At 47.8% G+C, this 26,660-nt stretch carries 30 protein-coding genes; 20 read left to right on the top strand and 10 right to left on the bottom strand.

Annotated elements, in window-relative coordinates; genetic code table 11:
* Window positions 1–34: 34 nt before the first annotated feature.
* Window positions 35–484: a DUF1641 domain-containing protein gene (locus NSU00_RS07700; protein WP_013859411.1), complete on the bottom strand. Its 450-nt coding sequence runs from the start codon at window positions 482–484 to the stop codon at window positions 35–37.
* 578 nt (window positions 485–1,062) lie between these two features.
* Here NSU00_RS07700 and proB point away from each other — a divergent pair.
* Window positions 1,063–2,157 carry a glutamate 5-kinase gene (gene proB, locus NSU00_RS07695; protein WP_029142589.1) on the top strand — a complete coding sequence of 365 codons (1,095 nt, stop codon included), beginning with the start codon at window positions 1,063–1,065 and terminating at the stop codon, window positions 2,155–2,157.
* Window positions 2,158–3,405, top strand: a complete 1,248-nt coding sequence (locus tag NSU00_RS07690) for a glutamate-5-semialdehyde dehydrogenase (RefSeq protein WP_029142588.1) — start codon at window positions 2,158–2,160, stop codon at window positions 3,403–3,405.
* A 63-nt stretch (window positions 3,406–3,468) separates the two neighbouring features.
* Here NSU00_RS07690 and NSU00_RS07685 read toward each other — a convergent pair whose 3' ends face one another.
* From NSU00_RS07685 to NSU00_RS07675, 3 genes are read right to left on the bottom strand one after another with little or no spacing between them, the layout of a single operon-like run.
* A complete protein-coding gene (locus tag NSU00_RS07685) occupies window positions 3,469–4,533 on the bottom strand; it encodes a permease (protein ID WP_017550431.1) in 1,065 nt (354 codons plus the stop codon).
* Window positions 4,521–4,745 carry a hypothetical protein gene (locus NSU00_RS07680; protein WP_340702636.1) on the bottom strand — a complete coding sequence of 75 codons (225 nt, stop codon included), beginning with the start codon at window positions 4,743–4,745 and terminating at the stop codon, window positions 4,521–4,523. Before NSU00_RS07680 ends, NSU00_RS07685 begins: the two co-directional genes overlap by 13 nt.
* Window positions 4,738–5,457, bottom strand: coding sequence for a metallophosphoesterase family protein (locus NSU00_RS07675; protein WP_061566391.1), 720 nt, complete (start codon window positions 5,455–5,457; stop codon window positions 4,738–4,740). The genes NSU00_RS07680 and NSU00_RS07675 overlap by 8 nt, the downstream gene beginning before the upstream one ends.
* Before the next feature lie 202 nt (window positions 5,458–5,659).
* Between NSU00_RS07675 and selD the strand changes: the two genes are divergently transcribed.
* Both selD and mnmH read left to right on the top strand, forming a co-directional pair.
* Window positions 5,660–6,709 carry a selenide, water dikinase SelD gene (gene selD, locus NSU00_RS07670; protein WP_017550428.1) on the top strand — a complete coding sequence of 350 codons (1,050 nt, stop codon included), beginning with the start codon at window positions 5,660–5,662 and terminating at the stop codon, window positions 6,707–6,709.
* Window positions 6,710–6,743: 34 nt separating this feature from the next.
* Complete coding sequence (gene mnmH / locus NSU00_RS07665; protein WP_340702635.1) at window positions 6,744–7,790, top strand: tRNA 2-selenouridine(34) synthase MnmH; 1,047 nt, start codon at window positions 6,744–6,746, stop codon at window positions 7,788–7,790.
* Window positions 7,791–7,873: 83 nt separating this feature from the next.
* Here mnmH and NSU00_RS07660 read toward each other — a convergent pair whose 3' ends face one another.
* Together NSU00_RS07660 and NSU00_RS07655 are read right to left on the bottom strand one after the other, a co-directional pair.
* Window positions 7,874–8,284 (bottom strand): hypothetical protein, encoded by a 411-nt coding sequence (locus tag NSU00_RS07660; RefSeq protein ID WP_258921549.1) that lies wholly within the window; start codon window positions 8,282–8,284, stop codon window positions 7,874–7,876.
* 102 nt (window positions 8,285–8,386) lie between these two features.
* Window positions 8,387–8,752, bottom strand: coding sequence for an FAD-binding oxidoreductase (locus NSU00_RS07655; protein WP_445684489.1), 366 nt, complete (start codon window positions 8,750–8,752; stop codon window positions 8,387–8,389).
* Window positions 8,753–8,934: 182 nt separating this feature from the next.
* On the opposite strand from NSU00_RS07655, the gene fabG reads away from it, so the two are divergent.
* Genes fabG through NSU00_RS07640 form a run of 3 tightly spaced genes read left to right on the top strand, consistent with a single transcriptional unit; the run spans window position 8,935 to window position 10,562 of the window.
* Window positions 8,935–9,696 (top strand): 3-oxoacyl-ACP reductase FabG, encoded by a 762-nt coding sequence (gene fabG, locus NSU00_RS07650; RefSeq protein WP_340702634.1) that lies wholly within the window; start codon window positions 8,935–8,937, stop codon window positions 9,694–9,696.
* A gap of 15 nt (window positions 9,697–9,711) precedes the next feature.
* Window positions 9,712–10,161, top strand: a complete 450-nt coding sequence (locus NSU00_RS07645) for a MaoC family dehydratase N-terminal domain-containing protein (RefSeq protein WP_013859401.1) — start codon at window positions 9,712–9,714, stop codon at window positions 10,159–10,161.
* Entirely contained in the window at window positions 10,158–10,562 is a 405-nt protein-coding gene (locus NSU00_RS07640; RefSeq protein ID WP_340702633.1) for a MaoC/PaaZ C-terminal domain-containing protein, read from the top strand. Before NSU00_RS07645 ends, NSU00_RS07640 begins: the two co-directional genes overlap by 4 nt.
* A gap of 35 nt (window positions 10,563–10,597) precedes the next feature.
* Here NSU00_RS07640 and gndA read toward each other — a convergent pair whose 3' ends face one another.
* Complete coding sequence (gndA, locus tag NSU00_RS07635; protein WP_340702632.1) at window positions 10,598–12,010, bottom strand: NADP-dependent phosphogluconate dehydrogenase; 1,413 nt, start codon at window positions 12,008–12,010, stop codon at window positions 10,598–10,600.
* A 288-nt stretch (window positions 12,011–12,298) separates the two neighbouring features.
* Here gndA and NSU00_RS07630 point away from each other — a divergent pair, with 288 nt between their 5' ends.
* The 3 genes from NSU00_RS07630 to murB all read left to right on the top strand — a co-directional run bounded on the left by NSU00_RS07630 (window position 12,299) and on the right by murB (window position 14,035).
* On the top strand, window positions 12,299–12,544 hold the full coding sequence (locus NSU00_RS07630) for a DUF1450 domain-containing protein (protein WP_013859398.1): 246 nt from the start codon (window positions 12,299–12,301) through the stop codon (window positions 12,542–12,544).
* A 71-nt stretch (window positions 12,545–12,615) separates the two neighbouring features.
* Complete coding sequence (locus NSU00_RS07625; protein WP_061566394.1) at window positions 12,616–13,131, top strand: DUF1189 family protein; 516 nt, start codon at window positions 12,616–12,618, stop codon at window positions 13,129–13,131.
* Window positions 13,124–14,035, top strand: coding sequence for a UDP-N-acetylmuramate dehydrogenase (gene murB, locus NSU00_RS07620; protein WP_017554294.1), 912 nt, complete (start codon window positions 13,124–13,126; stop codon window positions 14,033–14,035). Before NSU00_RS07625 ends, murB begins: the two co-directional genes overlap by 8 nt.
* A 44-nt stretch (window positions 14,036–14,079) precedes the next feature.
* Here murB and NSU00_RS07615 read toward each other — a convergent pair whose 3' ends face one another.
* Window positions 14,080–14,418 carry a hypothetical protein gene (locus NSU00_RS07615; RefSeq protein ID WP_013859395.1) on the bottom strand — a complete coding sequence of 113 codons (339 nt, stop codon included), beginning with the start codon at window positions 14,416–14,418 and terminating at the stop codon, window positions 14,080–14,082.
* A gap of 168 nt (window positions 14,419–14,586) precedes the next feature.
* Between NSU00_RS07615 and NSU00_RS07610 the strand changes: the two genes are divergently transcribed.
* From NSU00_RS07610 to NSU00_RS07595, 4 genes are all read left to right on the top strand, one after another.
* Window positions 14,587–15,525, top strand: coding sequence for an ABC transporter ATP-binding protein (locus NSU00_RS07610; RefSeq protein WP_328014260.1), 939 nt, complete (start codon window positions 14,587–14,589; stop codon window positions 15,523–15,525).
* Window positions 15,522–16,469 carry an ABC transporter permease gene (locus NSU00_RS07605; RefSeq protein WP_315958382.1) on the top strand — a complete coding sequence of 316 codons (948 nt, stop codon included), beginning with the start codon at window positions 15,522–15,524 and terminating at the stop codon, window positions 16,467–16,469. Before NSU00_RS07610 ends, NSU00_RS07605 begins: the two co-directional genes overlap by 4 nt.
* Before the next feature lie 184 nt (window positions 16,470–16,653).
* Window positions 16,654–17,118, top strand: a complete 465-nt coding sequence (locus tag NSU00_RS07600) for a VanZ family protein (RefSeq protein WP_013859392.1) — start codon at window positions 16,654–16,656, stop codon at window positions 17,116–17,118.
* A gap of 80 nt (window positions 17,119–17,198) precedes the next feature.
* Window positions 17,199–17,648 (top strand): Dps family protein, encoded by a 450-nt coding sequence (locus NSU00_RS07595; protein WP_340702631.1) that lies wholly within the window; start codon window positions 17,199–17,201, stop codon window positions 17,646–17,648.
* 79 nt (window positions 17,649–17,727) lie between these two features.
* Here NSU00_RS07595 and NSU00_RS07590 read toward each other — a convergent pair whose 3' ends face one another.
* Window positions 17,728–19,020 carry an Nramp family divalent metal transporter gene (locus tag NSU00_RS07590; protein ID WP_340703572.1) on the bottom strand — a complete coding sequence of 431 codons (1,293 nt, stop codon included), beginning with the start codon at window positions 19,018–19,020 and terminating at the stop codon, window positions 17,728–17,730.
* A 312-nt stretch (window positions 19,021–19,332) separates the two neighbouring features.
* Here NSU00_RS07590 and NSU00_RS07585 point away from each other — a divergent pair, with 312 nt between their 5' ends.
* From NSU00_RS07585 to NSU00_RS07575, 3 genes are all read left to right on the top strand, one after another.
* Window positions 19,333–19,959, top strand: coding sequence for an NUDIX hydrolase (locus NSU00_RS07585; RefSeq protein WP_061575454.1), 627 nt, complete (start codon window positions 19,333–19,335; stop codon window positions 19,957–19,959).
* A gap of 220 nt (window positions 19,960–20,179) precedes the next feature.
* Entirely contained in the window at window positions 20,180–20,680 is a 501-nt protein-coding gene (locus tag NSU00_RS07580) for a GNAT family N-acetyltransferase (protein WP_081110485.1), read from the top strand.
* Between the two features lie 33 nt (window positions 20,681–20,713).
* The gene (locus tag NSU00_RS07575; protein ID WP_265115297.1) at window positions 20,714–21,220 is read left to right on the top strand and encodes a DsbA family oxidoreductase; all 507 of its coding nucleotides are present in this window, start codon (window positions 20,714–20,716) and stop codon (window positions 21,218–21,220) included.
* 233 nt (window positions 21,221–21,453) lie between these two features.
* Here the strand turns inward: NSU00_RS07575 and NSU00_RS07570 are convergent, their stop codons facing one another.
* Entirely contained in the window at window positions 21,454–21,606 is a 153-nt protein-coding gene (locus tag NSU00_RS07570) for a YpzG family protein (RefSeq protein ID WP_017554300.1), read from the bottom strand.
* Window positions 21,607–22,332: 726 nt separating this feature from the next.
* On the opposite strand from NSU00_RS07570, the gene NSU00_RS07565 reads away from it, so the two are divergent.
* From NSU00_RS07565 to NSU00_RS07555, 3 genes are all read left to right on the top strand, one after another.
* Window positions 22,333–23,328, top strand: a complete 996-nt coding sequence (locus NSU00_RS07565; protein ID WP_061575462.1) for a glycoside hydrolase family 15 protein — start codon at window positions 22,333–22,335, stop codon at window positions 23,326–23,328.
* Window positions 23,329–23,560: 232 nt separating this feature from the next.
* On the top strand, window positions 23,561–25,501 hold the full coding sequence (gene glgB, locus NSU00_RS07560; RefSeq protein WP_265115299.1) for a 1,4-alpha-glucan branching protein GlgB: 1,941 nt from the start codon (window positions 23,561–23,563) through the stop codon (window positions 25,499–25,501).
* Complete coding sequence (locus NSU00_RS07555) at window positions 25,501–26,658, top strand: glucose-1-phosphate adenylyltransferase (RefSeq protein ID WP_340702629.1); 1,158 nt, start codon at window positions 25,501–25,503, stop codon at window positions 26,656–26,658. Before glgB ends, NSU00_RS07555 begins: the two co-directional genes overlap by 1 nt.
* Window positions 26,659–26,660 lie beyond the last annotated feature (2 nt).

Below are 26,660 nucleotides of genomic sequence, written 5' to 3'. Positions count from 1 at the left end.
ATGGATCCCCCGTTTTCATTAGTTCTCATTCACCTTACTGCTGTTTGCTGCGTTCTTCCGCGACTGCAAGATAAGACTGCAGAAAACGGAACAGCTTCTGGGCTTGCGGATCTTTCAGCAATCTTAACAGGCCGAACAATCCGATCGTGTCTGTGGACGTCTCGGCACGGTCCTTTGCTTCAATCGCGGTTTGGGCAAGCCCCTTTGCTTTCTCGGCAACGGGATCCAGAAAACCTTGAAATCCGCCTTTAAAATCATTGATCAGCACTTTATCTGTCATTATGGATTGCGCAAAATCATAGGTTTTGTTTAAAATTGTGACCAGTTCGGCCATTTTCGGCAGGCTTTCAACCAACACCGTCAAAGATTGCTGGATTTCCGGATCCAATAATTGATCCAGCAAATCTTTCTGTGCGACTGCCGTTTCCGGGGTTACTTCTGGTTTTTCTTCAGGATTGCCTTTTTGAGCTGAAGTTTCTGCCATCTCCTATTTCTCCTTTTCTGATGGAATTCCCACACATATGTAGATACAAAAAATATACAGGTTCCCTGATTCCCTCCCTCCTGTTTGTGAATTTCCTCCCATAATTACGCATACTAAGATTCACAAAGAAAGGTGATGAAACCTCATATATGATTAGTATATCAAATTTTCACTGTATAGGAAGTAATTTTCTTTCCAATTTCGGGGAAAATCCGCATGCAAGCTTATTTTTTGTCCCGGCTTCTCGGGTTATGCATAGCAAAATATTTTGCTTGCATTTCTTCCGGTGCTGTTGTAAGATAATTAAAAATACTGAACGTGAACGAAGGAATAGTAGGCGGATTACCCCTGCGCAAGAGAGCGGCGCCCACAGGCTGAAAGGTGCTGCAGCAGGCGGCCTGCCAAACCTGCCTTCCGGGTCCCGGAAAACCGGGCGCAAAGCTTTGCGTTATCAAAAAAGAGCGGGGCGCAAGTGTGTCGCCCAAAAAAGGTGGTACCGCGAAAAGCAAGGCCTTTTCGTCCTTTTTACAGGGACGGGAAGGCCTTTTTGTTTACCCTTTTAGAAGGAGAGAAATGCCATGGAGAAAAACAGAGTCGTAGTAAAAATCGGAAGCAGTTCTTTAACAAATGACGCGGGGGAAATTGATGAACAGAAGTTTGCCGACCATATCGGCGCCCTTGCGGCATTGCGCAGAGCCGGGCATGAGGTGGTCGTCGTTTCATCCGGCGCTGTCGCGTGCGGGTTCCGGCTGCTCGGTTACCCGGCGCGGCCCGTCACGTTAAAAGGGAAGCAGGCTGCTGCTGCCATCGGCCAGAGTGTGCTCATCCAGCGGTACAGGGAAGCGCTTGGTGGTTACGGCTTAATACCGGCGCAAATTTTGTTAACCCGGAAAGACTTTTCCACAAAAGACCGGTACCATAACGCTTATTCAACGATAACAGAGCTTTTGCGCCGCGGCGTCATCCCGGTTATCAATGAAAATGATTCCGTATCGGTCTCAGAACTCACTTTCGGCGACAATGACATGCTGTCTGCGCTCGTCAGCGGGCTTGTCCACGCCGGGTACCTCATTATTTTAACGGATGTAAACGGGCTGTACAGTACAAATCCAAAATACGACCGTTGTGCACGGCGCATTGATTTTATCGATAACATCACGCCCGAGATGATGAAAATGGCTGGAGGCGCCGGTTCGAAAGCGGGAACCGGCGGCATGCTGTCAAAGTTGAAAGCCGCAAATACAGCGGTATCCCTCGGCGTCCGGGTGTTTATCGGTACGGGAAAAGGGCGCGGTAAACTCGTCAAGATACTCGAAGGAAAAGGGGACGGCACGTATATCGGAGCCGCCCGCCCGGCTGTAAAGAGCCGGAAACAATGGATCGCGCTGTTTTCGGAAAGTGCCGGAAAAATATACATTGACCGCGGCGCGGAACAGGCTTTGCTGCAAAAAGGGAGCAGCCTGCTTCCGGCAGGCATTCAAAAAATTTCCGGAACATTCCAAAAAGGCGATGTCGTGGACGTCTACGGCGCAAAAGGGCTGCTTGGAAAAGGGGAAGTGCTTTACGGTGCGGATGAGTTGTTGCACGTGCTCATGAAGCCTGGCGGGCGGGCAGCAGAAGAAGTCATCCACCGCGATCACTGGGTGCCTTTAAACAGAAAGGGGCTGGGTTAAATGTCTGAAGCCGCAGAAAAAGGAAAAAAAGCGAAGAATATCAGCATGGCGCTTGCCAAAAAGACAACGGAAGAAAAAAACAAAGCGCTTTTGGCGGTTGCCCGTGTTTTGCTTGAGGACCGGGAAACGATCATTTCCGAAAACAAAAAAGACCTCAGGAGCGGGAGCCGGGCGGGCCTTCCGGAAAATATACTTGACAGGATGATGCTTAACGAGAAGCGGATCCATGATATGTCAGAAGCGGTCCGGCTGCTTGTGAAGTTAAAAGATCCGGTCGGGGAAACAGTCGAAGAAATCAAGAAAGAAAACGGGTTGCTGATCCTCAAAAAGAAAGTGCCGGTCGGTGTCATCGGCATGATTTACGAAGCGCGCCCGAATGTTACGGCCGATGCTGCCACGCTTGCGATCAAAACGGGCAATGCAGTCATTTTAAGGGGCAGCTCGTCTTCCATCTGCTCAAATCAGGCGCTCGTCTCTTCCATTCACCGCGCATTGGCGGAGACAGGCTTTCCTGAAGATGCCGTTCAGCTCATCGAAGATACAGGCAGGGAGGCGGCAACAGAAATGTTCCACCTGCGCGATTATCTCGATGTGCTGATCCCGAGAGGAGGGAAAAAGCTGATTGATACCGTTGTCCGCGAAGCTTCCGTGCCGGTGATTGAAACCGGGGCAGGCAATTGCCATTTATATATAGACGAAACAGCACAGCCGGAAATGGCCGTCCGGATTGCAGTCAATGCAAAAACGCAGCGCCCATCCGTCTGCAATGCCATCGAAACGCTTTTAATCCATGCGCAGTGGCTCGCCCGACACGGCGAAAAGCTGCTTAGCGCACTGGCGGAAAAAGGGGTGGAGATTTACGGGGATGAGCCGGTGCAGAAAATTTTTCCGGCTGCAAAAAAGGCGGCGGAAGAGGATTGGTATTGCGAATACCTCGCGCTTAAAATCAGCGTCAAAACGGTCGAAGATACAGATGAAGCGATCCGGCACATCAACCGTTACGGCACAAAACATTCAGAGGCGATTGTAACAGAAGACGGGGCCCGGGCGGAACATTTCATGTCCATGGTGGATGCCGCCTGTGTGTACCATAATGCGTCCACCCGTTTTACAGACGGTTTTGAGTTTGGATACGGGGCGGAAATCGGCATCAGCACCCAGAAACTGCATGCCCGCGGTCCGATGGGGCTGGATGCCTTAACCTCCACAAAATATTGGATTTACGGGAGCGGGCAAATCAGGGAATGAATACAAAACGGCGCGGACAAATGGCCGCGCCGTTTTGTTCAAATGCTCCGGGCAATCGTTTGGTTAAAAAAACATTCCACATAACCCTGCCGCAATGCCGACCACAACACAGGAGGCGGCAACAAACAGAAGGATTTGTTTTGAAAACGACCGGCCAACCATGATTAAGGAAGGAAGGCTGACGGCCGGAAGCGTCACAAGCAGTGCGCTGGCCGGGCCTGTCCCGAGCCCGAAAGCCATCATCGTCTGGACAATCGGAATTTCAGCCGCTGTCGGGATGACAAACAGCATGCCGGCAAATGCAAGCAGGATCACCGCCGTGATGCTGTTTCCGGCATGCTGGCCGAATGCCGGAAACAGCCAGAAACGGGCCGCGCTTAACACAACAACCGAGAGCAAATAAGCCGGAACAAGATACAGGATCATATTTCCGGCGGCCTTTCCCCATCTCAGGAAAAAGGACCCGTTGTTTTCTCCGGCATCCGGCCCGAACTGGCGGATGTCCACCGGTTGTTCATTTTTCACGAGCCGGCCCGCCAGCCAGCTGACCCCGAACGTCATGATAAGCCCCGCCACGATGCGGAGAAGGGTAAATTTCCATGACAAGACAAAAGCCATGAAAATCAGCGTTGCCGGATTCAACATCGGGTTGCCAATCCAAAAGGCGAGTGCCGCAGGTGTGGACGCTTGTTTTTTGCGCAGCCCGACTGCAATCGGCGCAGCACAGCATGTGCACATCATGCCGGGAATGGCGCTCGCACCGGCAATAACCGTACTTCCAAATGACGTTTTGCCGAGCACTTTAAGTAGCCACGCAGAAGGCAGGAGCACCTGCACGAGCGAACCGAGCAAAATGCCGAGCACGGCCGCTTTCCAAACAGCCTGAAAATACGCGGTCACATATTGGAAAGTGCCATCCCATGAAAATGATGCCGATTTGCCCGGATCCCCGAGAATCGATGTACCGATGGAGTGCGTATGGGCGGCAAGCAAAGATTTCTCATAGTACGGCCACCATTTTACATAAAAAAGGCCTAATCCGGCAATAACGAGAAACAAAACGGCAAGCCAGGCCGCCTTTTTTCCGGATTGCTGTTCAGGTTTTGCTGTATGATTTACAACAGCCACGGCAACAACATCTCCATTTCTATGACAGTAAAATTTATACCAATTGTTAATGATAACATAATAAGGTGAAAAAATAAATGGCGAGTGATGCCAATGGCTGTCTCTTTTTTGGCATGGGGCTGCTGCGCTTTTTTATGCTCTCCCGTGAAAAATTTCACAAAAACTTCTGCCGAAAAAAACCCCCGGTTAAAACCGGGGGCGGGTTCAATCATTTTTTGCCCGGGTTAAAATGTCGATCAGCTTGTCTTTGTTCGGGTAATCAGAAGCTTCAAATAGCCCGATCGTCTTTCGCACATCGTAGGAAACGCGGACATTGGAAACCTGGTAATCGTGATCGCCAATTTCCACCATCGCATAAGAGGCTTTGGCGATCCCGTCAAACGGCAGGCCGACACTGCCGAGATTGACAAACGTTTTGCCATCAAACGTGCGGATAAACGGCAGGTGGATGTGCGCATATAAATAAATATCCGCGTCTTCCTGCATTAACTTCTCTTTCAACTTGCTGTTTTCGCTATCCGGTGGCACATTTTCAAACAAACTGTACGGGGTGGCGTGAAATCCGTGAATTTTAATGCCGCCGTATTCGTATTTTACCTCTTCGGGAAGCTGGTGCAGCGACTCCACTGCATTTTGTTCCATCCGGGAAACCGTCCAGTCCCGCTCCCGGTTCATCATTTCATAAGCCTTTTCCGGTACTTCGTTCATGCTGACGCCCCTGTACACCCATTCATCGGCATTCCCTTTAATCACTTTCGTTTTTAAAGCCATCACCATCTCATATGCCCGTTGCGGTTCAGGACCGCGAAAGCAAAGATCACCAAGGACAAAAATTTTATCGGCCCGCTTTTGTTCAATATCTTCCAGCACGGCTTCAAGCGCATGCGCATTGCCGTGGATATCGGATATAAATGCCAGTTTCAATGCGATCACCTCAAAAATTGGTTTCCTTTATTATACCATAACGGGTTGCGGGTTTATCCCGGCCTGCCTGGTTTCACCACTGAGGCCCGTTTTCAGCGCCCTCTGCAAGCGGGCGGAGCGGAAGAAAATGCAATTTGCCGCGAAGTGGTCTATAATGGTACAAGGATCAGACATGCTTTAAGAAAGGTCAGGTTGATGCAATATGGCACAATCAGAAAAAATAAAATTGACTTCACTGACGACAAAGGGCGGATGCGGATGCAAAATCGGCCCGGCGGATTTGCAGCAGGTGATGCGGACACTGCCACCGAGAGTCCAGGATCCGAATTTGCTGGTCGGGCTCGATACGAACGATGATGCTGGCGTTTACAAGCTGACGGATGATTTGGCGATCGTGCAGACAGTCGACTTTTTTACACCGATTGTCGATGACCCTTATGCATTCGGCCAGGTGGCGGCGGCAAACGCGGTCAGCGATATTTATGCAATGGGCGGCACGCCGCTGACTGCGCTGAATATCGTTGCTTTTCCGATCCATACCCTCGACAAAGCCATTCTTGCCGATATATTAAAAGGCGCCGGTGACAAGTGCAAAGAAGCGGGGGTAACTTTAGCCGGCGGGCATTCGATTGATGACCAGGAACCCAAATTCGGGATGGCGGTGACCGGCACGATCCACCCGGCAAATATCCGCACAAATGCAGGGGCAAAGCCGGGGGACAAGCTAATTTTGACGAAACCGATCGGGGTCGGGATTTTGACCACTTCCATTAAACGGGATTTGTTAACAGAAGAAGAAATCACACGCGTGACCAATGTCATGGCTACCTTAAATAAGAAAGCGGCTGAAATTTCCCGGGATTACACCATCCATGCTTCGACCGATGTGACCGGGTTCGGGCTTTTGGGCCATGCATCCGAAATGGCGCAGGGAAGCAAGGCAGGGCTCCGTATTTACAAAGACAAAGTGCCGGTGCTGCCGCGCGTGCGTGAACTGGCGGAAGCGGGCGCTGTTCCGGGCGGCACAAAAAATAATTTTGCCCATATTGAAAATGTCGTCGACTTCCCTGAAGGTATGGACCAAATAGATAAATGGATTTTAAGTGATGCGGTCACATCAGGCGGCCTTTTGCTTTCCGTTGCCGGCGATGAAGCGGAACAGCTGCTTGAAGAACTTGTAAAATCAGGGGTGGAAGCCAGCCTGATCGGCGAGGTTGTCCCGGAACATCCCGGCCGTATCAAAGTGCAATAGTCCCATCAGGAACCATTAGAAAGGCGGGAAATATTTGTTTCAAGACATTACCATTGAAGAAGCAAGAAAACGGATGGAGAAAAAGCAGCTCACATGGGTGGATGTCCGTTCCCCTTCCGAATACCGGAACGCAACGATTCCGGGGAGCGTGAATATTCCTTTATTTAATGATGAAGAACGGGCGGAAGTGGGGACAATTTATGCCCAAGCCGGCAACCGCGCTGCGAAAGAACGCGGGCTTGAAATTTTTTCGAAAAAGTTGCCCGGTTTTATCGAGGCTTTCCGTGAAATAGAAGGGGAAAAGGCGGTATTTTGCTGGCGCGGCGGTATGCGGAGCAAAACAGCGGCAACCGTTTTGGATCTGATGGATATTCATGCCTACCGGCTCCAGGGGGGCTACCGCGCCTACCGGAAATGGGTGACAGGCCTGCTTGAAAATATGGACTTTCATCCGGTTACGTATGTGCTGGGCGGCTATACAGGCACCGGCAAAACGTATATGCTCCGGGCGCTTGCTTCGGAAGGCTATCCGGTCCTTGACCTGGAAGGCATGGCCAATCACCGCGGCAGCATTTTCGGGGATATCGGCCTCAGCTCTCATAACCAGAAAACGTTCGATGCTTTGCTGGCAGAGCGCATTTTACAATTGAAAAATGCGCCGTATGTGCTGATGGAAGCGGAAAGCAAAAGAATCGGAAAAGTAGTGGTGCCGGAATTTTTGATGGAAAACAAAGCGCGCGGTATGAAGATTATGATTGAATTGCCGGTGGAAGAACGGGTCCGCAATATTTTGGATGATTACCGGCCGTGGGAGAACAAAGAAGCGTGCATCCGTGCCTTTCAAAGCATCAAAGAACGGATTCACACGCCGGTTGCAAAAGAAATCGAGAAAGATTTACAGAAGGAACGGTACCATGAGGCCGTAAAATGGCTGCTCGAATATTATTATGATCCAAGATATGACCATTCGCTCGGAATAGAGGAGACAGAAAGGGTGAAAACGATCCGCGCCGGACATACCGATGAAGCGCTCGGCCAATTAAAAGAAATGTTAAAAACAGCCGGCCTTCCGTTGCACTGAGCAATGGCAGGCCGGCCGTTTACATGTATCGCGGCGGATTTATTTGGATAGCCTTTTGGTTTTGGCTCGCGGGCATGCCCCGGTCAGCAATGACAATCTCTGCCTGCCATGCCCGGATAATAGCCGTGCATCATTCCCGGGGCCATGCCCATTCCCGTACCCGCATACCCGGGATAACCCGGCATTTGTCCATATCCGTAACCGGTGCCTGGGTAACCCGGCCCCATCGGCATCCCCATGTGCTGGCCGTACCCCGGCATGCCGTACATGCCCGGATACATCGAAGTTGCGGGATGCTGCCCCGGATACATTTGCCCAGCCGTCGGATATTGCCCTGCCAAACCGCCTGATGCTCCCATCTGGCCCATTTGCCCCATTGAACCGTAATGCATCATATCCATATCATCATCATAATAAGGCTGGCTTCCCCCTGTAAAGCTTCCAAAATGCCCTAACCCCTGAGATTGCGGATAATTTCCATATGTTTGTTCCATCTCAACCCACTCCTTTTCGGTGTTCAACATTAGAGTATGTAGATCAGGGCGCATGGTTATAGACATTTGCCCCAAAAGGTGAAAAAAATGCGGGCAGAAGCCTTATATAAAGATTTTACCGGGGTTTAAAATATGGTTTGGGTCAAACAGGTCCTTGATTTTCTTCATTGTGCCATAAGCGGGTCCGTGTTCTTCACGCTGATATTTTGCCTTTCCAATCCCGACGCCGTGTTCGCCCGTGCAGGTGCCGCCCTTTGAAAGCGCAAATGACACAATATGTTCATTTAACGACCGGGCCTGCCGGATTTCATTTTCATTTGCCATATCGATCATTAAAATGACATGATAATTGCCGTCGCCGACATGGCCGACAATCGCTCCGTCCATGCCCATTCTGTCAAGCGTTTTGCGCGTATCTTCAATGGCTTCGGGGAGGAAATGAATATTTCTACTTCTTATAATATACAAAAAATAAAGTGTTGGCAAAACCATTGGTCAAAAAGGGGGCAAAACTTTCGGCAGCGGAAAAAAGGCAGGTGCTTGGAAGAAATGCACAAATATTTACAAAAGTAAGCGTTTGCTTTAAACTGTATACTGTGTATATGTTTAAAACAGGCGGAAAAATATAGAAAAATAAGAGGGGAGCGGTTTTGAAAAGGTTTGAAAACAGGGTTGCGATTGTTACGGGTGCAAGCAGAGGGATCGGCAAAGCGGTTGCAGCCGCCTTTGCCAAAGAAGGGGCAAAAGTCTGTCTCGTTGACATTCATGAAAAGGCATTAGAAGAAACTGTAAAGGCTTTCAAAGAAACCGGTTACGATGTATTCGGGCAGCCGGTGGATGTGGCAAACCGCACGCAGGTGGAAGCGGCGGTTTCAGCTGTGCTTGGCAGGTATGGAAAGATTGATATTCTTGTCAACAATGCTGGCGTGATCCGCGATAATCTGCTGTTTAAAATGACGGACGAAGACTGGGATACCGTCATGAATGTCCATTTGAAAGGAGCGTTCCTCTTTTCAAGGGCCGTCCAGCAAAGCATGGTCGAAAACAAATACGGAAGAATCATTAATACCTCTTCCACATCCGCGCTCGGCAACCGCGGCCAGGCAAACTATGCGGCGGCAAAAGCGGGCCTTCAGGGCTTTACAAAAACGCTGGCCATTGAACTCGGAAAGTTTGGCATTACCGCCAATGCGGTTGCGCCCGGCTTTATTGAAACCGACATGACAAAAGCGACGGCTGAGCGGCTCGGCGTTAAATTCGACGACTTTATCGCATTTAACCAATCGATGATTCCTGCCGGCCGGACAGGAAAGCCGGAAGATATTGCAAACGCGGTCCTTTTTTTTGCGATGGAAGAATCATCATTCGTAAACGGCCAGGTGCTCTATGTTGCCGGCGGGCCGAAAGCATAAAGGAGGGGCGGGCGGATGTTTGAAGAACTGATTGGAAAACGGTCAAACCCGGTCCGGAATACGATCGAAAGGGGCGCTGTCAGAAAGTTTGCCGAAGCCATCGGTGATCCGCACCCTGTTTTTACAGATCCTGCTTTTGCGGCTGAAAAAGGGCTTAAAGCCAATATCGCCCCGCCGACATTCCCGGTCACGTTTGACTACGGAAAAATAGAAGGACTGGACCTCCCGAAAGCGGGCCTGATCCACGGGGAACAAAGTTTCGAATATAAACGGCCGCTTTATGTCGGAGAAGAATTGCGCTGCTATAGGGAAATTGAAAAATACCAGGAAAGAAAAGGAAAGCTCGGGCAGATGGGTTTCCTGTTTATCAAAAGCACGGCGGAAGACAGGAATGGGGAACTCGTAATGACCGCGACGCAAACGATTATTCTCTCTGAAACGGTCCGGAAGGGGATGAAAGGATGAGCCTCCGCGCGAAAAAACCCGGGGACAGACTGGAAAGCATTACACTGCCGCCGGTTTCAAGGCTGGACTTAATCAAGTACGCCGGTGCTTCCGGCGACTTTAACCCGATCCATACGATCGATGAAGCAGCAGAAAAAGCCGGTCTGCCCGGCATGATCGCCCATGGGATGTGGACAATGGGAAGTCTTGGAAAGCTGTTCACACCGTATGTTGGCGAAGGGTTCATCGAAAAATTCAGCGTGCGTTTTGCGGGCATGGTTTTTCCAGGCGACCGCTTGACACTGTCGGCAACGCTGAAAGAAGCACAAGGCGCCCAGCAAACGTATGAAGCAGTGGCGGCCAATCAGGATGGGGCAAAAGTAATCAAGGGCGAAATTGTATGGAGATTGTACGGGGAATAAAAAAATCCCGCCAGGTGCGGCGGGATTCCCCTGAATTATAATTCAAGCCATTCCGTATGGAAGATGCCTTCTTTGTCAACACGCTGGTACGTGTGGGCACCGAAGTAGTCGCGCTGGGCCTGTATGAGATTGGCAGGCAGCACTTCCGAACGGTATGAATCATAGTAGGCAAGCGCTGCGGACAAAGCCGGCACAGGCACGCCGAAGCGGACAGCTGTCGCGATGACCTCGCGCAGCGCATCCTGGTAGCTTTCAACGATTTCCTTGAAATACGGGTCAAGGAGCAGGTTTTTCAGATTGCGGTCGCGGTCGTACGCATCTTTGATTTTTTGCAAAAATTGCGCCCGGATGATGCAGCCCCCGCGGAAAATCATCGCGATTTCGCCGTAATTCAAATCCCAGTTATATTCTTCCGAAGCGGCCCGCATTTGCGCAAATCCCTGGGCGTAAGAACAGATCTTGCTCATGTACAACGCTTTTCTGACCGCTTCAATGAACGCTTTTTTGTCTCCTGAAAAAGCGGGTTTTTCAGGCCCTTTTAGCAATTTGCTTGCCGCTTTCCGTTCTTCTTTCATGGCCGAGATAAAGCGGGCGAATACGGACTCCGTAATCAATGGCAGCGGAACGCCGAGGTCAAGCGCGCTCTGGCTCGTCCATTTGCCTGTCCCTTTTTGGCCGGCCGTGTCCAAAATGACGTCGACAAGCGGTTTGCCGGTTTCTGGGTCTTTTTTTGTAAAAATATCAGCGGTAATTTCGATTAAATAGCTGTCGAGCTCGCCTTTGTTCCAGTCGGCAAAAACTTCATGCAGTTCATTCGCGCCAAGGCCGAGGATATTTTTGAGCAGATTGTAGGACTCTGAGATGAGCTCCATATCGCCGTATTCGATGCCGTTATGAACCATTTTCACATAATGGCCGGCACCATCCGGACCGATATAGGTTGTGCACGGTTCGCCATTTACTTTAGCAGCAATGTCTTTTAAAATCGGTGCAACAAGGTCGTATGCTTCTTTTTGCCCGCCAGGCATGATCGAAGGGCCTTTCAGCGCGCCTTCTTCGCCGCCTGAGACACCGGTGCCGATAAAGTGGATGCCGAGTGCGCTTAATTCCTTGTTGCGGCGCTGTGTATCTTTAAAGAAGGTGTTGCCGCCGTCAATCAAGATATCGCCTTTGTCGAGAAACGGTTTTAACTGCTCGATCGTGGCGTCTGTTGCTTCGCCCGCTTTGACCATCAGCAGGATTTTTCGCGGTTTTTCAAGCGAATGGACGAATTCTTCCATTGTAAAATAACCGAAAATATTTTTTCCTTCCGATTCTTTTAACATTTGCTCGGTTTTTGAACGGGAACGGTTGAAGACCGAAACGGTGTAACCTTTGCTTTCGATATTCCACGCAAGGTTTTTCCCCATGACGGCCAAACCGATGACGCCGATTTGCTGTTTTTCCAATGTAGACACCTCAACATGATTAGATTGTAAAGTCTTTCCTTTGCGCGCAGGTGGCTGCAAGCAAAATGGAAGTCTTACATTATTGTACCAAATATCCCCTGTTATTATAAAGAAAAAGACAGCCCGGCCGGAAAATATTTATATTTTCCGGGAAAGAAGTGTCCGTGTATACGATTTCCGATGAACCGGGACCTCCGGGAAAGCGCGCCTGTTGGGATTTTTTAAAGCTTACAGTATAATGGATAAAGATGCCGTTTGGCGGTTTTTAAGCAAAAGGAGGAAACGGGATTGGGCATTATTTTAGTCGAAATATGTGAAGGCAGCCTGATCAACACGATTGATGTGGAAGCAGAACTTGAATCCCGGTATCCTGAAGTTGCGGTGATTTCAAATGAATGCTTAATGGCGTGCGGCTTATGCACCTACAGCCCGTTTGCGATGGTGAACGGAAAAAGGATCTTTGCCAAAACGCCTGCGGCTTGCCTTGAAAAAATCAAAGCAGCAATTGAAACGGAATTAAAGAATCTGCCGTAAATGGTTCTCGTTTCAATTTGTTTTTTATATTATAATGTGGGATGGAGCATTCGGGATAGGGGGATAGCAGGATGGAAATTTGGACTGCGTTCAAATACAGCTGTTTATTGCCGGGAAAAAGGGCTGCTTTCCGCTTGAACAGGCTTCCGATGGACAAGGCGGTTTTGTATATGGTTCTGCTTGTTCTTGCGGTTTCCTGTCTGCATATCCCTGCGCTTTTAACCAGCGGATCCGTTAGCGGCCTGAATGCCATCCAATTTGTTTTTTATTTTCTGTTCGCTTATGTGCTCATTGTCCTGTGCGGCGTATTGGCGGGCATTTCCCTGCTCGCTTGCGCCGGATACGGGCTCAGGAAGCTGTGGAAAAGAAAACTGGCCTACCAGCATTTATGGAAAATGTCATGCTTTGCCATGACGGTCCCGTTTATTTTACATACAATCATTCATGAATGGGTTACGAAAAACGGCTTTGTTTCGGCTGTATTGCTGATCGGGTATCCGCTTATTTGTTTGGCGGCGATGATCCTCCACTATCCGGAAACAAAGAGTCGGCATGTAAGCAGCAAAGAAGGAGAAGAACATGGCTGAAAAGACAATTTTACAAGACTTGCGTTCACTCATTTACCCGCGTGAAATTCTGGAAGATGAACCGTTAAGCAAATATACGTTTACAAAAACGGGGGGGAAAGCGGATATTTTGATTTTTCCCGAGACATATGAGGAAGTGCAGAAGACGGTCCGTTTTGCTTCTCTGAACGGCGTGCCGTATACGATCCTCGGCAACGGCTCCAACCTGATCATCAAAGACGGCGGCATCAGGGGGATTGTGCTGATTCTGACCAAATTAGCGAAAATATCACATACAGGCAATGACATTACAGCCCAGTGTGGTGCAGCCATTATCGATGTATCGCGCTATGCTTTAAAGCAAAATCTGACAGGGCTTGAGTTCGCCTGCGGGATACCGGGATCTGTCGGCGGTGCGCTGTATATGAATGCGGGGGCGTATGGCGGGGAGATCAAAGACGTTCTGAAAAGCGCGCTTGTCCTGACCAAAACAGGCAAGATGAAAAGGCTTGAAAAAAGCGATTTGTCCTTCCAGTACAGGAAAAGTTCCATTGCGGAGAACGGGGAGATTGCGCTTGAAGGGACGTTCAGCCTGAAGCCGGGCGACGCACAGGAGATCAAAGCCAAAATGGATGAGCTGACTTATCTCAGGGAATCCAAGCAGCCGCTTGAATATCCGTCGTGCGGCAGCGTGTTTAAAAGGCCGCCCGGCTATTTTGCAGGGAAACTGATCCAGGACAGCGGGCTCCAGGGGAAACGCATCGGCGGCGTCGAGGTTTCGACCAAGCATGCAGGATTTATGGTGAATGTTGGCGGCGGAACGGCAACGGATTATATGAATTTGATCAAGTTTGTCCAAAAAACGGTAAAGGAAAAATTCGGGGTGGACCTCGAGACAGAAGTGAAAATTATTGGGGAAGATTAAAAAACATCCCGGTTCTTTTGCGTATAAAAGAACCGGGATGTTTTTCAGCCCTTCCGGCGGATATCGGTTAACCGGTTCCCGCGGTATTTGATGTACACTTGGTCGCCAATGTTAAAATTTAAATACGTATCGCAGTCAGCCGTCAGCGTTTTGCCGTTATTAAAGGCGATCGCGCAATACGGTTTCGTTGTTGTTGGTGCCACTTTTATTTTCCGCTTCGTTTTCACACCGGTTGCAACCGGCACTTCTTTCCGGTTGGGCGTATAAAATTTATCAGTAATCTTTACGCGCTGATAGCTTACCGGGCGCTGAAAAAAGAGCAACCCTACAAGCACGGCCAGGCAGATGATGAATAAAACCAGTTTCCATTTCAGTTTTTCCATTTGTCATCCCTCTACTCCCAAAACGTCTCTATGAATATATTTATGGGGCCATTCATTAAAATATGTATATACCACAACCAAATGCTTTTTTAACCGAATCTTTCTTGAAACTTTTTAAGGCCGGTTTCGTATATTGATTAGACTAGTCTAGCAGAAAGCAGGGATGTTATGAGTGAAATTGCGCTCTCGGTCAAAGGGATTACAAAACAAATCCGCTCGCGCAAAATTGTGGACCAGGTCAGTTTTGAAGTGAAAAAAGGCGAGGTTTTCGGCCTTCTCGGTCCGAACGGCGCCGGTAAAACAACGATTATCCGGATGATTGTTTCATTGATGAAACGCACAAGCGGAGAAATCTATATTAACGGCAAAAGCCTTGATGAAGATTACAAAGGCGCTTTGAACGAAATCGGCGCGATCGTTGAAAATCCGGAGTTTTATCCCTATATGACCGGCTATCAAAATCTCGTCCACTATAAGAGAATGTCAAGGAAACCCATTTCTGAAGAGAGATTATGGGAAGTCGCAAAGCTTGTCAAACTGGAAGATGCCCTTAAACAAAAAGTCAAAACGTATTCGTTGGGAATGCGGCAGCGGCTCGGGGTCGCCCAGGCGATTTTGCACCGGCCTTCGTTATTGATCCTTGATGAGCCGACAAACGGCCTTGACCCGCAAGGCATCCGCGAATTCAGGGGCTATTTGCGGGATCTGGCGGGAAGCGGGGTATCTGTCCTCGTTTCCTCACACCTTCTTGCGGAAATGGAATTGATGTGCGACCGGTATGCCATTATCGAAAAAGGAAAACTGATCCATATTGAAACGATGGCAGAAACGACAACGGTGAAACAGGATGACCGCCGCGATATCCTGTTTGCAACGGATGACAGCGAAAGCGCGAAGCAGGCGGTAGAAAAACAGCTCCATTTTCCGGTTTCCATTGTCGATGATACGCACATTTTGGTTTCGGCAGCTTACAAAGACGCAGCCGTTATCAACGCAACATTGGTAGGAAACGGCTGCAACGTCTATGAAATTCATTTTGAAAAGAAAACGCTGGAAGACCGTTTCCTTGAACTCACGAATCATACAGCAGGGGAGGAAAATCAATGACCGCTTTAATTCGAAATGAATGGATGAAAATATTTGCCCGGAAAAGCGCATGGGTCTATATGCTCCTGATTGTAGCGTTCGTGCTGATTGCTGCACTGTTTTACAATAAGGTTTACGGCAAAGACGATCCAAACTGGCGCACGAAAATCGAGAAAGAAATCAAAGCGGATGAGGCACTCATGAAAAAGGATCCTGAACAATACGCGGACCTTGCGCCAACCATCCAAAGAAAGCAAGATTATTTGAAATACAATATCAATCCGGATGCCCATTCAAACTGGCATTTCATGAACAATGTGGTCATTCCGCTTGGTTCATTTGTCACCTTGTTCAGTGTAATCGTCGGGAGCGCCAATGTCTCATCGGAATTTGCATCCGGAACGATTAAGCAACTGATGATCCGCCCGCATGAGAGATGGAAAATTTTGCTGTCCAAATACATTGCTGTAACAGCCTACGCGGTATTACTGCTTGCTGTCCTGCTTTTAGCCGGCTATTTGATCGGCATCATTTTTCAGGGATCCGGCAGTTTCCATATGAAAATGGTCGAAAATACTTTGGATTCCAGCCAATATAAAATTAAAGAAATCGGTCCGCAGTTTTTCCTGAAATTTGCCCTTTATCTGCCGAGCCTTGTCATGGTAAGCGCGATTGCGTTCATGCTTTCGACCCTGTTCAAGAGCCAGGCGCTGGCTGTCGGGATCGGCATTTTTGCCCTGTTTATCACAAACACACTGGGCGGGATTTTTCTGTTTCTGATGGACCGGTACCATTGGCTCAAATTCCTGATCTTCCCGCATTTGGACTTGTCCGTCTATGCGTATCAGGATAAACTTACAGATGGCGTCACCTTGCCGTTTTCATTAATCACGCTGGCTGTTTATTATGCCGTTTTTATGGCCTTGACCTTTTGGTATTTTCAAAAACGCGATATTGCGTTTTGATACAGCGGGCAAATTCGGGTAAAATGGCGGCAAAGGGCCGGGTGAAGGAGGGATCTGCCAGAGCAGGTCTCTTCTTTGCTTTTTTTGGGACGGCGCACGCATCAGGCTGTACAGGCGGCGCATAGCGTGCGCACCCGCCGAATAGGATAATAATGGGGGCTTGCCCGGACCGCTGGAGGATGATATGGGAAAAAACAACCGGAAAAAAATCAATGCGGCCGTTTTGTTCGTTTTCATTGTGTATGCTGCTTATTTAATGGAACTTTTGTTTTTTATCCCGTACCGCCATGCGCCCAATTCTGCCAGCCAAAATGTTATCCCGTTTAAAACGATCCGGATGTATATCCTTTATTACCGTTACTTTCAATTTGAAGTCTGGTTTTCCAATCTGTTTGGGAATATTTTCATGTTTATGCCGTTCGGGTTTTTCCTGCCTATTCTTTTTAGGCGGCTGAGAAAGGCCTGGATAATGGGATTGCTGTCTTGCCTGGCATCGGCTTTGGCGGAAATCATTCAAGGATATTTCCATGTCGGGGGTTTTGATGTGGATGACATTTTGCTGAATACAACGGGCGGATTGTGCGGTTACGGCATATTTTTACTGGTCCGCAAGCTTGTGAAAAAAATAAAAATTGAGATTTGGCGTTAAATATGCATAAGAAAAGCCCTACGGAGATAATCTAACGGGGACCCATCAATGGCCGGCCTAAAAAAGGGGGGAAGTGTGGATTGGATGAAGAAAAACTGGTCCGGTTTTTAAACCAGGAACTTTCAAATTTTACAGTGCTTTATATCAAACTGCACCGTTACCACTGGTATATTCAGGGGAAAAACTTTTTTACGCTCCATGCTTATTTTGAAGATTTGTACCAGGCGTTTTCAAAACAAATGGATGTGCTTGCCGAAAGGATTTTGGCAATCGGGGGACGGCCGCTTGCAACCATGTCGAAATTCCTGGACCGGAAGACGCTTGTTGAAGCGAGCGCGGATAATGAAGAAGGCGAACTGCTGCAGCAATTAAGGGAGGATTTGGCACAGCTGGCAAAGGAGATCCTGGAAACGGGGATTCCGCTGGCGGAAGAAAGAAAGGACGACGCCACCGTCAATCTGCTCACCCGGTTTTTGGCCCGGTTTGACAAGGATATCTGGATGCTGGATGCGATGGCGGACAAACGGTAAATGCCCTTGTTTTCCTCAACCGGGAAGCAGCGGCAAATAAAAAAACAGCCTTTCCATTTGATGGAAGGGCTGTTTCACTTTATATAAACGTATCAATCAAAAGGAACAGGTTCAGGCATACGACGAATCCTGCCACGATCCAGGAGATGATGCTCGTTATCCGGTGGTTCACCAGTTCACCCATGATCTGTCTGTTACTCGTGAACAGAATCAGCGGGACAAGGGCAAAGATGATCCCGAATGAGAGAATGACCTGGCTTATGACAAGCGCGCTTGTCGGGTTGGTGCCCAGCATGATAATGAGAAGCGGCGGGATCATTGTGATCGCACGGCGCAAATAAAGATTGATCCGTTTGTTGATAAATCCTTGCATGACGACATCACCGGATAATGTGCCAACAGAGGAGCTGGAAAGCCCTGCAATCAAAAGGCCGAGGCCGAAAGAGATAGCCGCTGCCGGACCGATATGGGTGTAAAACTCGCGAAACGCGACATCCAGATCTTCCACGACAAGGCCGTGTTTATAAAATACACTGGACGCAATCACAAGCATGCTCATATTGATGGCCCCGGCAATCACCATGGCGATGATGATGTCGATCAATTCAAATTTGAAAATTTTTCTTTTTTCCAGCTCATTTTTCCCGACGATTCTGTTTTGCGTCAATGAAGAGTGCAAATAAATGGCATGGGGCATGACGGTGGCGCCAAGAATGCCGGCAGCCAGGACAACGCTTTGGATGCCATCGAATTTTGGCGTGACAAGCCCGCCGAGCACTTTCACCCATTCCGGTTTTGCCAGAAACGTTTGCAAAGCAAAAGCGAGCACAACAATCATCACAAGGGCGGCAATTACTGCCTCAAATGACCGGTAGCCGCGGCGTTGCAATTCGAGAATGGCAAACGATCCGGCTGCTGTAATCAATGCGGCCGGAAGCAGCGGAAGGCCGAAAATTAAATACAGGCCCAAAGACGCGCCGATAAATTCTGCCAAATCTGTTGCAATAATGACAAGCTCGCTTTGGATCCATAAAAATATCGACACCGGTTTTGAAAAACGGTCATGCGCAACTTCCGGCAGATTTTTCCCGGTTGCAATGCCGAGCTTTGCGGAAAGGGACTGGATTAAAACGGCCATTAAGTTTGAAAAGGCAATGACCCAAAGCAGCATATAGCCGTATTTCGATCCTGCCGTAATATTGGTGGCAAAATTGCCGGGATCGATATAAGCAACGCCTGCAATGAAGGCCGGGCCAAGGAAAGGTAAAATCCGTTTTAACCCTTTTACATCCCCTCGGAGCACGGCTTGTGCGCTCGTTGTATTATGGGACGTGCAGCCTGGCATTTTTTGGCTCATCGTTTTTTCACTCATTAGATGTTTCCCCCTTCTTTAACTTTAACCCCGAAACAAAAAAGTTTCCTTAGGGAAAACTTTATCTGGTACTATTATATTCAATGTTTGCGAAAAAGTAAACCTTTTGCATGCATTTTCCCCTGTATTTTTTGTGGAAAACATGCTTTTTGATCATTATGCCCGATTTATGTGCGGTTATGGCTTCTGCTCCGGGAGAGAAAGCAGGAGGGGAGAAAAATGCATCCTTTTCTTGAAAACTGTGGTATATATTAGGTATAGGGAAAACTGTTTTCACATCATGGAAACGCTAATAAAAAAGGGGGGAATCGATTGAACGAGACATTCATTATCGAAAAGTTAAAAAAGCGGGAACCGTCCGTTTTTGGGATGGACCGTTTGTCCCAGTTTGCGGTCCTGTTGCCGCTCGTTCAAAAAGGCGATGGCCTTCACGTTTTATTTGAAGTCCGGTCCCGGCAGTTAAGAAAACAGCCGGGGGAAATTTGTTTTCCGGGCGGCAGAATTGAGACGACGGATAAAAACCCGATGGAAGCCGCGATTCGGGAAACAACCGAGGAATTGGGCATTGACGCGTCTGTCATCCGGGACGTGTTCCCGCTTGACTATGTCGTTTCATCATACGGAAGGCGTGCGATCTTTCCGTTTGCAGGTTTTTTGCCGGATGCGCCTTTTCATCCGAATCCGGGCGAAGTGGAAGAAGTCTTTACGGTCCCGCTTTCACATTTCGCCAAAATAGCGCCGGAATGTTACCGGATCGAATTTAAGGTGGAGCCTGACCAGGATTTTCCTTTCCATTTAATTCAGGGCGGCAAATCATATAAATGGAATAGCCAGCAAATGGACGAGTATTTTTATTACTACGGGGAGTATGTCATTTGGGGATTAACCGCCGGTATTTTGAAAAATTTTATGGATATTTTGGGCGCAGACAAGGCTTGAACGGTGCCCGCGGCGGCTGTCCTGCTGCTCTTTTGAAAACCGGAAATGCCGACAGGATCCGGAAGCCGGGCGCCTGAATACCGGGTGTTTCCATCATGGCCTGGTGTGTAAGGCATAAAAAGCTGTTCAATTGCGGGAAATTATTATAAAATGTTGTTTATAATACAAAGCTTCCGTTGCGGAAACGGAGGTCATTTTTACAATCGAGGGAAAATGAGCGATGATACAGCATGGTCTGGTCAGAGATGCCACAGAAGAAGATCTGCAGGAGATCCTGGACATTTATAATGCCTGCATTGGCAACGGGATTATAACGGCTGACACGGTTCCGGTCACCGTAGAAGAAAGGCTGCCGTGGTTTAAAGCCCATCAGCCGGAAAGCCGGCCACTTTGGGTGTTGGAAGCAGACGGGGAGATTGCTGCCTGGATCAGTTTAAGCGATTTTTACGGAAGGCCTGCTTACCAGCCTACAGCCGAGGTAAGCATTTATGTCAGCGGAAAATGGAGAGGAAAAGGGGCCGGGAAGTACCTGCTCAGGAAAATGTTGGAAGCCTGCCCGAAGCTTGGGGTGGAAACACTGCTCGGCTTTATTTTCAGCGAAAACAAGGCCAGTTTAAAGTTATTTGCATCCTTCGGGTTTGAAACCTGGGGGCATTTGAAAGAAGTGGCTGTGCTTGACGGGCGCATGCACGATTTAATGATCACCGGCAAAAAAATTTAAAGGATTTTGAAAGGCTTAAGGAGCTATAAAGTTATGAAAATAGAATTATGGTCGGATTTTTCATCGGCGGATTCTTATCTTGCCTTTGTTAGGCTTGGCGAGGCACTGGAACAATTTGGCCACAGGGAAAGCATTCAACTGGAATTTCGCAGTTTCATGAAAAACCCCGAAAAAGAAGTACATATTGAAGGGAGCCATAAACTGCTGCACTTTGCAAAACAACACGGGAAGCAGTCGTTTATTGCCAAGGCCCTGTTTGAAACGTATGCCAGGCAGCCCTCACCAGGCAAAGGAGATTTATTACAGGCTGCCCAAATGGCCGGGCTGGATAAAGGCAAGGCTGAACAGGCCATTGTAACGGATGTTTACTTGGAGCATATCAAAAAAGACCAGGCAGAGGCAGATCTGTTGGGTGCGGATTTTGCCCCCTTTATGGTCATCAACCGGAAATATGCGATTTCGGGAGCCCGCCCGGTCGATTTCATTGTCCGGTCCATGCATGAAGCATGGCGGGAAGAAACCTATGTGGCGGCCATATAAACATGAAAAAAGCGCCCGGTCCGGGGCGCTTTTTTCCGATCTTGTGTTACGGCGGCTAAGGCTTGCACTCCACATTGTGCATTCCAAAAAGGTTGCCTTGCCGGCTTACGCAATTCAGCTCATCGCTATATCAATATAGCATGATTTTAAACGAAAAACAAGCGTTTCAGCGAATTTCCGTTTATTGCCACACCCAAAAAAGGCCGGTAATTATCCCGGCCTTTTTAGTATCCTCACCAGCGATGCGCTTTTGCATTGCTCCTCAAGATGATGGTGTTTTGTGTGACTTCCGTCTCGCCATTGACCTGGGAATTTGTATGTTTCCGCCGCGTCCAGTTGTGATGGAACAACCCCGAATGCGGATCCAGCTGGTCTTTGTAGCTCATACGATCACCTCTTGGAAGGATTTGGATACCGCTGATATTCATACCGAATATCAATTCTAGCTTGTGCAGAAAGGGCAAAATTACACATCCTGCATATTTGCATCGTCTCAAATAAAAACCAGTATCTGTAAGAAATGGAAGTTGAACAAGAAAATCCGGCTGAAAAGCAGAACGAATAAAAAGTAAAGACACAATGTGCTAAAAACACATAATCATTAGCCTATTTTTCAATCACCCCATAATTTAAATGATCCTGTTGTACATTGTGCTAATAACAAAAAATAAATAAGAATCAAGGGCACTGCAACGCCAAACCGGGGAACATGCCGCATCTAAATAATCAAATTACACTATGTGCTGATAACACAATAAAAATAAAACCAAAACAAACATTTAAGGGAATGGAACGGAAAAAACTCCGGGATGCCAGAATTTAAGCGGGCAGAAACGGGCAAAAAAATCGGGATTGATTAGGCTTTCTAAATAATCATCCAACAAATGCAGACATAATATATAAAAAACAACCGTCCAGGAAAAGAAACGGCCGGCAAATGGCAGCATCGCCGTTTGCCAAACCAGGGCTTTTCCCGCTTGAATGCATCTGCAAAAAGCAAAGATCTTCATGAAAGCGCTTTAAAACAGGGGAGTTATGTTGGAATGGTTATAAAAGGATCAGCGTCTTGCCAACACTAATGGTATGGATCAACTTTTTGGAGGTGAAGAATGATGAACATCGAGAAAGCTGTTGAGGTCATTGACCGGATGCGCCTGCCAAACGGTGCTTATACCGCCAGTTTGTCTTCCGACTACCATTATGTTTGGATCAGAGATGTCGTATATACCGTTTTGCCCTTTTTAGCCACGCCGTCCCCGTACTATGAAAAAGCATACCACGCATTGCTTGATCTGTTTATCCGTTATGAGTGGAAAATTGACATTCATACGAAGAAAAGGCCTCGGTATTTATACGAATATATTCACGCCCGCTATTCCACTGACCTCAAGGAACTCCCGCAAGAATGGGGCCATGCCCAAAATGATGCTATTGGGGCTTTTCTTTGGGGAGTAGGGGAAGGCATCCACCACGGCCAGAAAATCATCCGCAGCCAAAAAGATTTGGAGATTATCCAAAAACTGGTTGACTATCTCGAGTGCCTGGAGTATTGGCAGGCCGAAGATAACGGCATGTGGGAAGAGAATATGGAGGTGCATGCTTCAAGTGTCGGGGCATGCGTTGCCGGCTTAAAAGCAGTCAGGATGCTCGTGCATGTGAAGGATGGGCTGATTGAAAAAGGGGAAGAAACACTTTATAAACTGCTGCCGCGGGAGAGCGCAGGCAAACCGACCGACCTTGCCTTACTGTCGCTCATTTACCCTTACCGGATTGTCAGCCGCGGCATGGCGCTTCAAATACTGGAAGATGTCACCACTACGCTTGAACGGAAATATGGCGTGATCCGCTATGTCAACGACCAATACTATAACGAAGGCGCAGAAGCCGAATGGTGCTTTGGTTTTCCGTGGCTTGGTTTATGTTTCTATGAACTGGGTATGTATGATAAGGCAAATGGATATGTGGAAAAAACCAAGCGCATTATTACGGAAAATTGGGAAATCCCGGAACTTTATATCGGCGGCAAGTACGTGCCAAATGGAAATAAGCCGCTTGCCTGGTCTGTTTCTTTGGCATACCAGTTTTTCAAAACAATGGACGTCCGTTAAACAATTGAACAGTCAATTTTAAGCTGTTTTAAATCCGCAGCCCGCATATTCATTGCATGTCAAACCAATGCGGCACATTTAAAACAGCTTTTTTCTATTGGTAAACGGAATGGCGGATTTGAAAATAAAATCATTTTGTCTCCATTTCGACAAAATTAGACGGCTTTTTTTGCAGGATTCGTAAAATTCATAACGAATAGTAAAAGTATGATGAAATAGCGGAGGTGCGACATTGGAAAATTCAGTAAAAAATTCGCAACAAGTCCTGCCCACTGATTTCGAGCTTTATTTATTCCACGAAGGCACCCTTTACGAGAGCTATACTTTGTTCGGAGCACATGCCATGGAGTATGAAGGAAAAAAGGGCGTGCGGTTTGCAGTTTGGGCGCCGAATGCGCAAGCCGTTGCCGTAGCCGGCGATTTTAACGGCTGGGATGGCAGCAAACACCAAATGAAACGGCTCAAAGATTCCGGCATCTGGGTATTATTTATTCCGGATCTCGCGCCTGGTGAACTGTATAAATATGAAATTACAGGACCTTCAGGCAATACTTTTTTTAAAGCGGATCCATATGCGTTCTATTCGGAAGTACGCCCGAAAACGGCATCTGTCATTTATGATCCCGGCATGTATCAGTGGCATGATAGAAAGTGGATGAGCCATAAAGCAAAATCCGACCCATACCACGAGCCGATGCTGATTTATGAAATGCATTTCGGTTCATGGAAGAAAAAAGCCAATGGTGATTTTTACACCTACCGTGAAATGGCAGACGAACTGGTCCCATACGTTGCCGGCCATGGCTATACGCATATCGAGCTTATGCCGATGATGGAACATCCGTTTGACCGGTCATGGGGCTACCAGATTACCGGTTTCTATGCACCGACGAGCCGGTACGGGAAGCCGGAAGATTTCATGTATTTTATCGACAAATGCCATCAGAACGGCCTTGGGGTGATTTTAGACTGGGTTCCCGTCCATTTCTGCAAAGACGCCCACGGCCTTGGCCGGTTTGACGGAACACCGCTGTTCGAGCCTGCAGATCCTGACATGGCGGAACGGCCGATTTGGGGTACATACAATTTTGACTTTCAGAAACCTGAAATTTTCAGTTTTCTTATTTCCAATGCCCTTTTTTGGATGGACGTTTATCATATTGACGGCTTCCGGGTTGATGCAGTTTCTTCTCTTATTTATTTGAACCATGACAGGGGAGACGAAAAGAAATTGGCAAACCAATATGGCGGTGACGTCAATTTGGAAGCTGTCGAGTTTATCAAAAAGCTGAATGAAGCCGTTTTTAAAAAGTTTCCGCATGCCTTAATGATTGCAGAAGAAGCAACATCGTGGCCACTCGTGACAGCGCCGGTTTACGCGGGCGGGCTCGGCTTTAATTATAAATGGAACATGGGCTGGGTGCATGATGTGCTCACCTATATGCAGACACCGGAGGAAAAAAGGCCTGATGCCCACGATCTCCTCACCTTTTCCATGCACTATGCTTTTTCGGAAAACTATGTACTTCCTTTTTCGCATGATGAACTGGTTTACGGAAAAAAATCGCTGCTCAATAAAATGCCCGGGGATTTTCCACAAAAGTTTGCAAATTTACGCCTTCTTTATGCTTATTTTATGACCCATCCGGGTAAAAAATTATTATTCATGGGAAGCGAATTCGGACAGTTTGACGAGTGGAAAGACCTGACGCAGCTGGATTGGATGCTGCTGGATTTTGAAACGCACCGGACCTTCTTTCAGTTTACAAAAGCCATGAACACATTCTATCAAAACACAAGAAGCTTGTGGCGGCAGGACCATGACCCTGAAGGCTTTGAATGGATTGATCCGAATAATCGCAGGCAGAGCATCATAATTTTTATGAGAAGAGGAAAGCGGAAAGGGGATTATTGCATCGTCCTCTGCAATTTTTCAAAAAACAAATATGACAAATTCAGAATTGGCGTGCCTTCATTCGGAAAATATATTGAAATTTTCAATACGGATGATGAACAGTTCGGCGGCAGCGGTTTGTTGAACAAAAAAGCAATCCAAGTGGATAAGGAGCCTTTTCATAACCAGCCATACAGTATGGAAATCAGCATTCCCCCACTCAGTGCATTGATCTTTAAAAAGCAATCAACAAAACGGCAAAGGGGTGGCAAAAAATAATGGCAGAAAAGAAATGGATGGCAATGCTCTTAGCAGGCGGACAGGGAACAAGGCTCGGGGATTTGACATCCCAGCTGGCAAAACCGGCAGTGCCTTTTGGCGGCAAGTACAGAATTATTGATTTCTCGCTAAGCAACTGCATGCACTCGGGCATTGATACCGTCGGCGTGCTGACGCAATATGAACCCCATCTCTTAAATTCGTATGTCGGAAACGGGAAAGCGTGGGACCTGGATAAAAATTTCGGCGGTACAACCGTACTGCCGCCGTATGTAGGGAAAGACGGCGGCGAATGGTATAAGGGGACGGCCAATGCGGTTTACCAAAATATCCAGTATATTGACCACTACAATCCGGAATATGTTGTGATTCTTTCAGGCGATCATATTTATAAAATGGATTACCGGAAACTGTTAAAATCGCATGTGGAAGCAGGGGCGCAGGCGAGCATTGCCGTCATTGAAGTCCCGTGGCAGGAAGCAGGCCGCTTCGGCATTATGGTAACAAACGCGGAAGGAAGCATTGTTGAATTTGAAGAAAAACCGAAATTCCCAAAGAGCAATCTTGCCTCCATGGGCGTATATCTGTTTAATTGGAAGCATTTGCGCGAATATTTAATACAGGACGAGAAAAACAGCGCTTCCTCGCATGACTTCGGGAAAGACATTATTCCGAAAATGCTGAAGGATAAAAAGAAAATGTATGCTTATAAATTCCAAGGTTATTGGAAAGATGTCGGCACGGTCCAAAGCTTCTGGGAAGCACATATGGACCTGCTGGAAGAAAAACCGGCATTTGATCTGGATGACCCGGACTGGCGCATTTTCACCGGAGATGCGAACCATCCTCCGCAATACATTGCGCCCCAATCCAATATTAAAAACGCGCTCATCAACGAAGGCAGCTGGATTTATGGGGATGTTTTCCATTCCGTCATCTCGGATCATGTCTATATTGGCAAAAACAGCACGATCCGGGATTCCGTCATCATGCCGAGTGTCACGATCGGCAGCAATGTGACGATCGAACGCGCCATTATTGCGAGCGGCACCGTCATTGAAAACGGCAAAAAAATCACGCCTTCAAAGCCAAATGATATTCAGTTGTACAGCTGTCCGCAAAACGGAGAAGAAGCGGAAATAAAAGAAGTTTTATAAAA

The sequence above is a fragment of the Weizmannia sp. FSL W8-0401 genome (genome assembly GCF_038009125.1).
Lineage (GTDB): Bacteria > Bacillota > Bacilli > Bacillales > Bacillaceae_C > Weizmannia > Weizmannia coagulans.
The sequence above is the reverse complement of the archived record's forward strand: the minus strand, read 5'-3'. Positions and strand labels throughout refer to the sequence as shown.

Excerpts from the sequence above, each read along its gene's own strand:
- NSU00_RS07700 (WP_013859411.1), bottom strand. The coding sequence starts at position 484 with ATGGCAGAAACTTCAGCTCAAAAAGGCAATCCTGAAGAAAAACCAGAA.
- proB (WP_029142589.1), top strand. The coding sequence starts at position 1,063 with ATGGAGAAAAACAGAGTCGTAGTAAAAATCGGAAGCAGTTCTTTAACA.
- NSU00_RS07690 (WP_029142588.1), top strand. The coding sequence starts at position 2,158 with ATGTCTGAAGCCGCAGAAAAAGGAAAAAAAGCGAAGAATATCAGCATG.
- NSU00_RS07680 (WP_340702636.1), bottom strand. The coding sequence starts at position 4,745 with ATGATTGAACCCGCCCCCGGTTTTAACCGGGGGTTTTTTTCGGCAGAA.
- selD (WP_017550428.1), top strand. The coding sequence starts at position 5,660 with ATGGCACAATCAGAAAAAATAAAATTGACTTCACTGACGACAAAGGGC.
- NSU00_RS07660 (WP_258921549.1), bottom strand. The coding sequence starts at position 8,284 with ATGGAACAAACATATGGAAATTATCCGCAATCTCAGGGGTTAGGGCAT.
- NSU00_RS07645 (WP_013859401.1), top strand. The coding sequence starts at position 9,712 with ATGTTTGAAGAACTGATTGGAAAACGGTCAAACCCGGTCCGGAATACG.
- NSU00_RS07640 (WP_340702633.1), top strand. The coding sequence starts at position 10,158 with ATGAGCCTCCGCGCGAAAAAACCCGGGGACAGACTGGAAAGCATTACA.
- NSU00_RS07625 (WP_061566394.1), top strand. The coding sequence starts at position 12,616 with ATGGAAATTTGGACTGCGTTCAAATACAGCTGTTTATTGCCGGGAAAA.
- murB (WP_017554294.1), top strand. The coding sequence starts at position 13,124 with ATGGCTGAAAAGACAATTTTACAAGACTTGCGTTCACTCATTTACCCG.
- NSU00_RS07615 (WP_013859395.1), bottom strand. The coding sequence starts at position 14,418 with ATGGAAAAACTGAAATGGAAACTGGTTTTATTCATCATCTGCCTGGCC.
- NSU00_RS07610 (WP_328014260.1), top strand. The coding sequence starts at position 14,587 with ATGAGTGAAATTGCGCTCTCGGTCAAAGGGATTACAAAACAAATCCGC.
- NSU00_RS07605 (WP_315958382.1), top strand. The coding sequence starts at position 15,522 with ATGACCGCTTTAATTCGAAATGAATGGATGAAAATATTTGCCCGGAAA.
- NSU00_RS07600 (WP_013859392.1), top strand. The coding sequence starts at position 16,654 with ATGGGAAAAAACAACCGGAAAAAAATCAATGCGGCCGTTTTGTTCGTT.
- NSU00_RS07590 (WP_340703572.1), bottom strand. The coding sequence starts at position 19,020 with ATGAGTGAAAAAACGATGAGCCAAAAAATGCCAGGCTGCACGTCCCAT.
- NSU00_RS07580 (WP_081110485.1), top strand. The coding sequence starts at position 20,180 with ATGATACAGCATGGTCTGGTCAGAGATGCCACAGAAGAAGATCTGCAG.
- NSU00_RS07575 (WP_265115297.1), top strand. The coding sequence starts at position 20,714 with ATGAAAATAGAATTATGGTCGGATTTTTCATCGGCGGATTCTTATCTT.
- NSU00_RS07570 (WP_017554300.1), bottom strand. The coding sequence starts at position 21,606 with ATGAGCTACAAAGACCAGCTGGATCCGCATTCGGGGTTGTTCCATCAC.
- NSU00_RS07565 (WP_061575462.1), top strand. The coding sequence starts at position 22,333 with ATGAACATCGAGAAAGCTGTTGAGGTCATTGACCGGATGCGCCTGCCA.
- NSU00_RS07555 (WP_340702629.1), top strand. The coding sequence starts at position 25,501 with ATGGCAGAAAAGAAATGGATGGCAATGCTCTTAGCAGGCGGACAGGGA.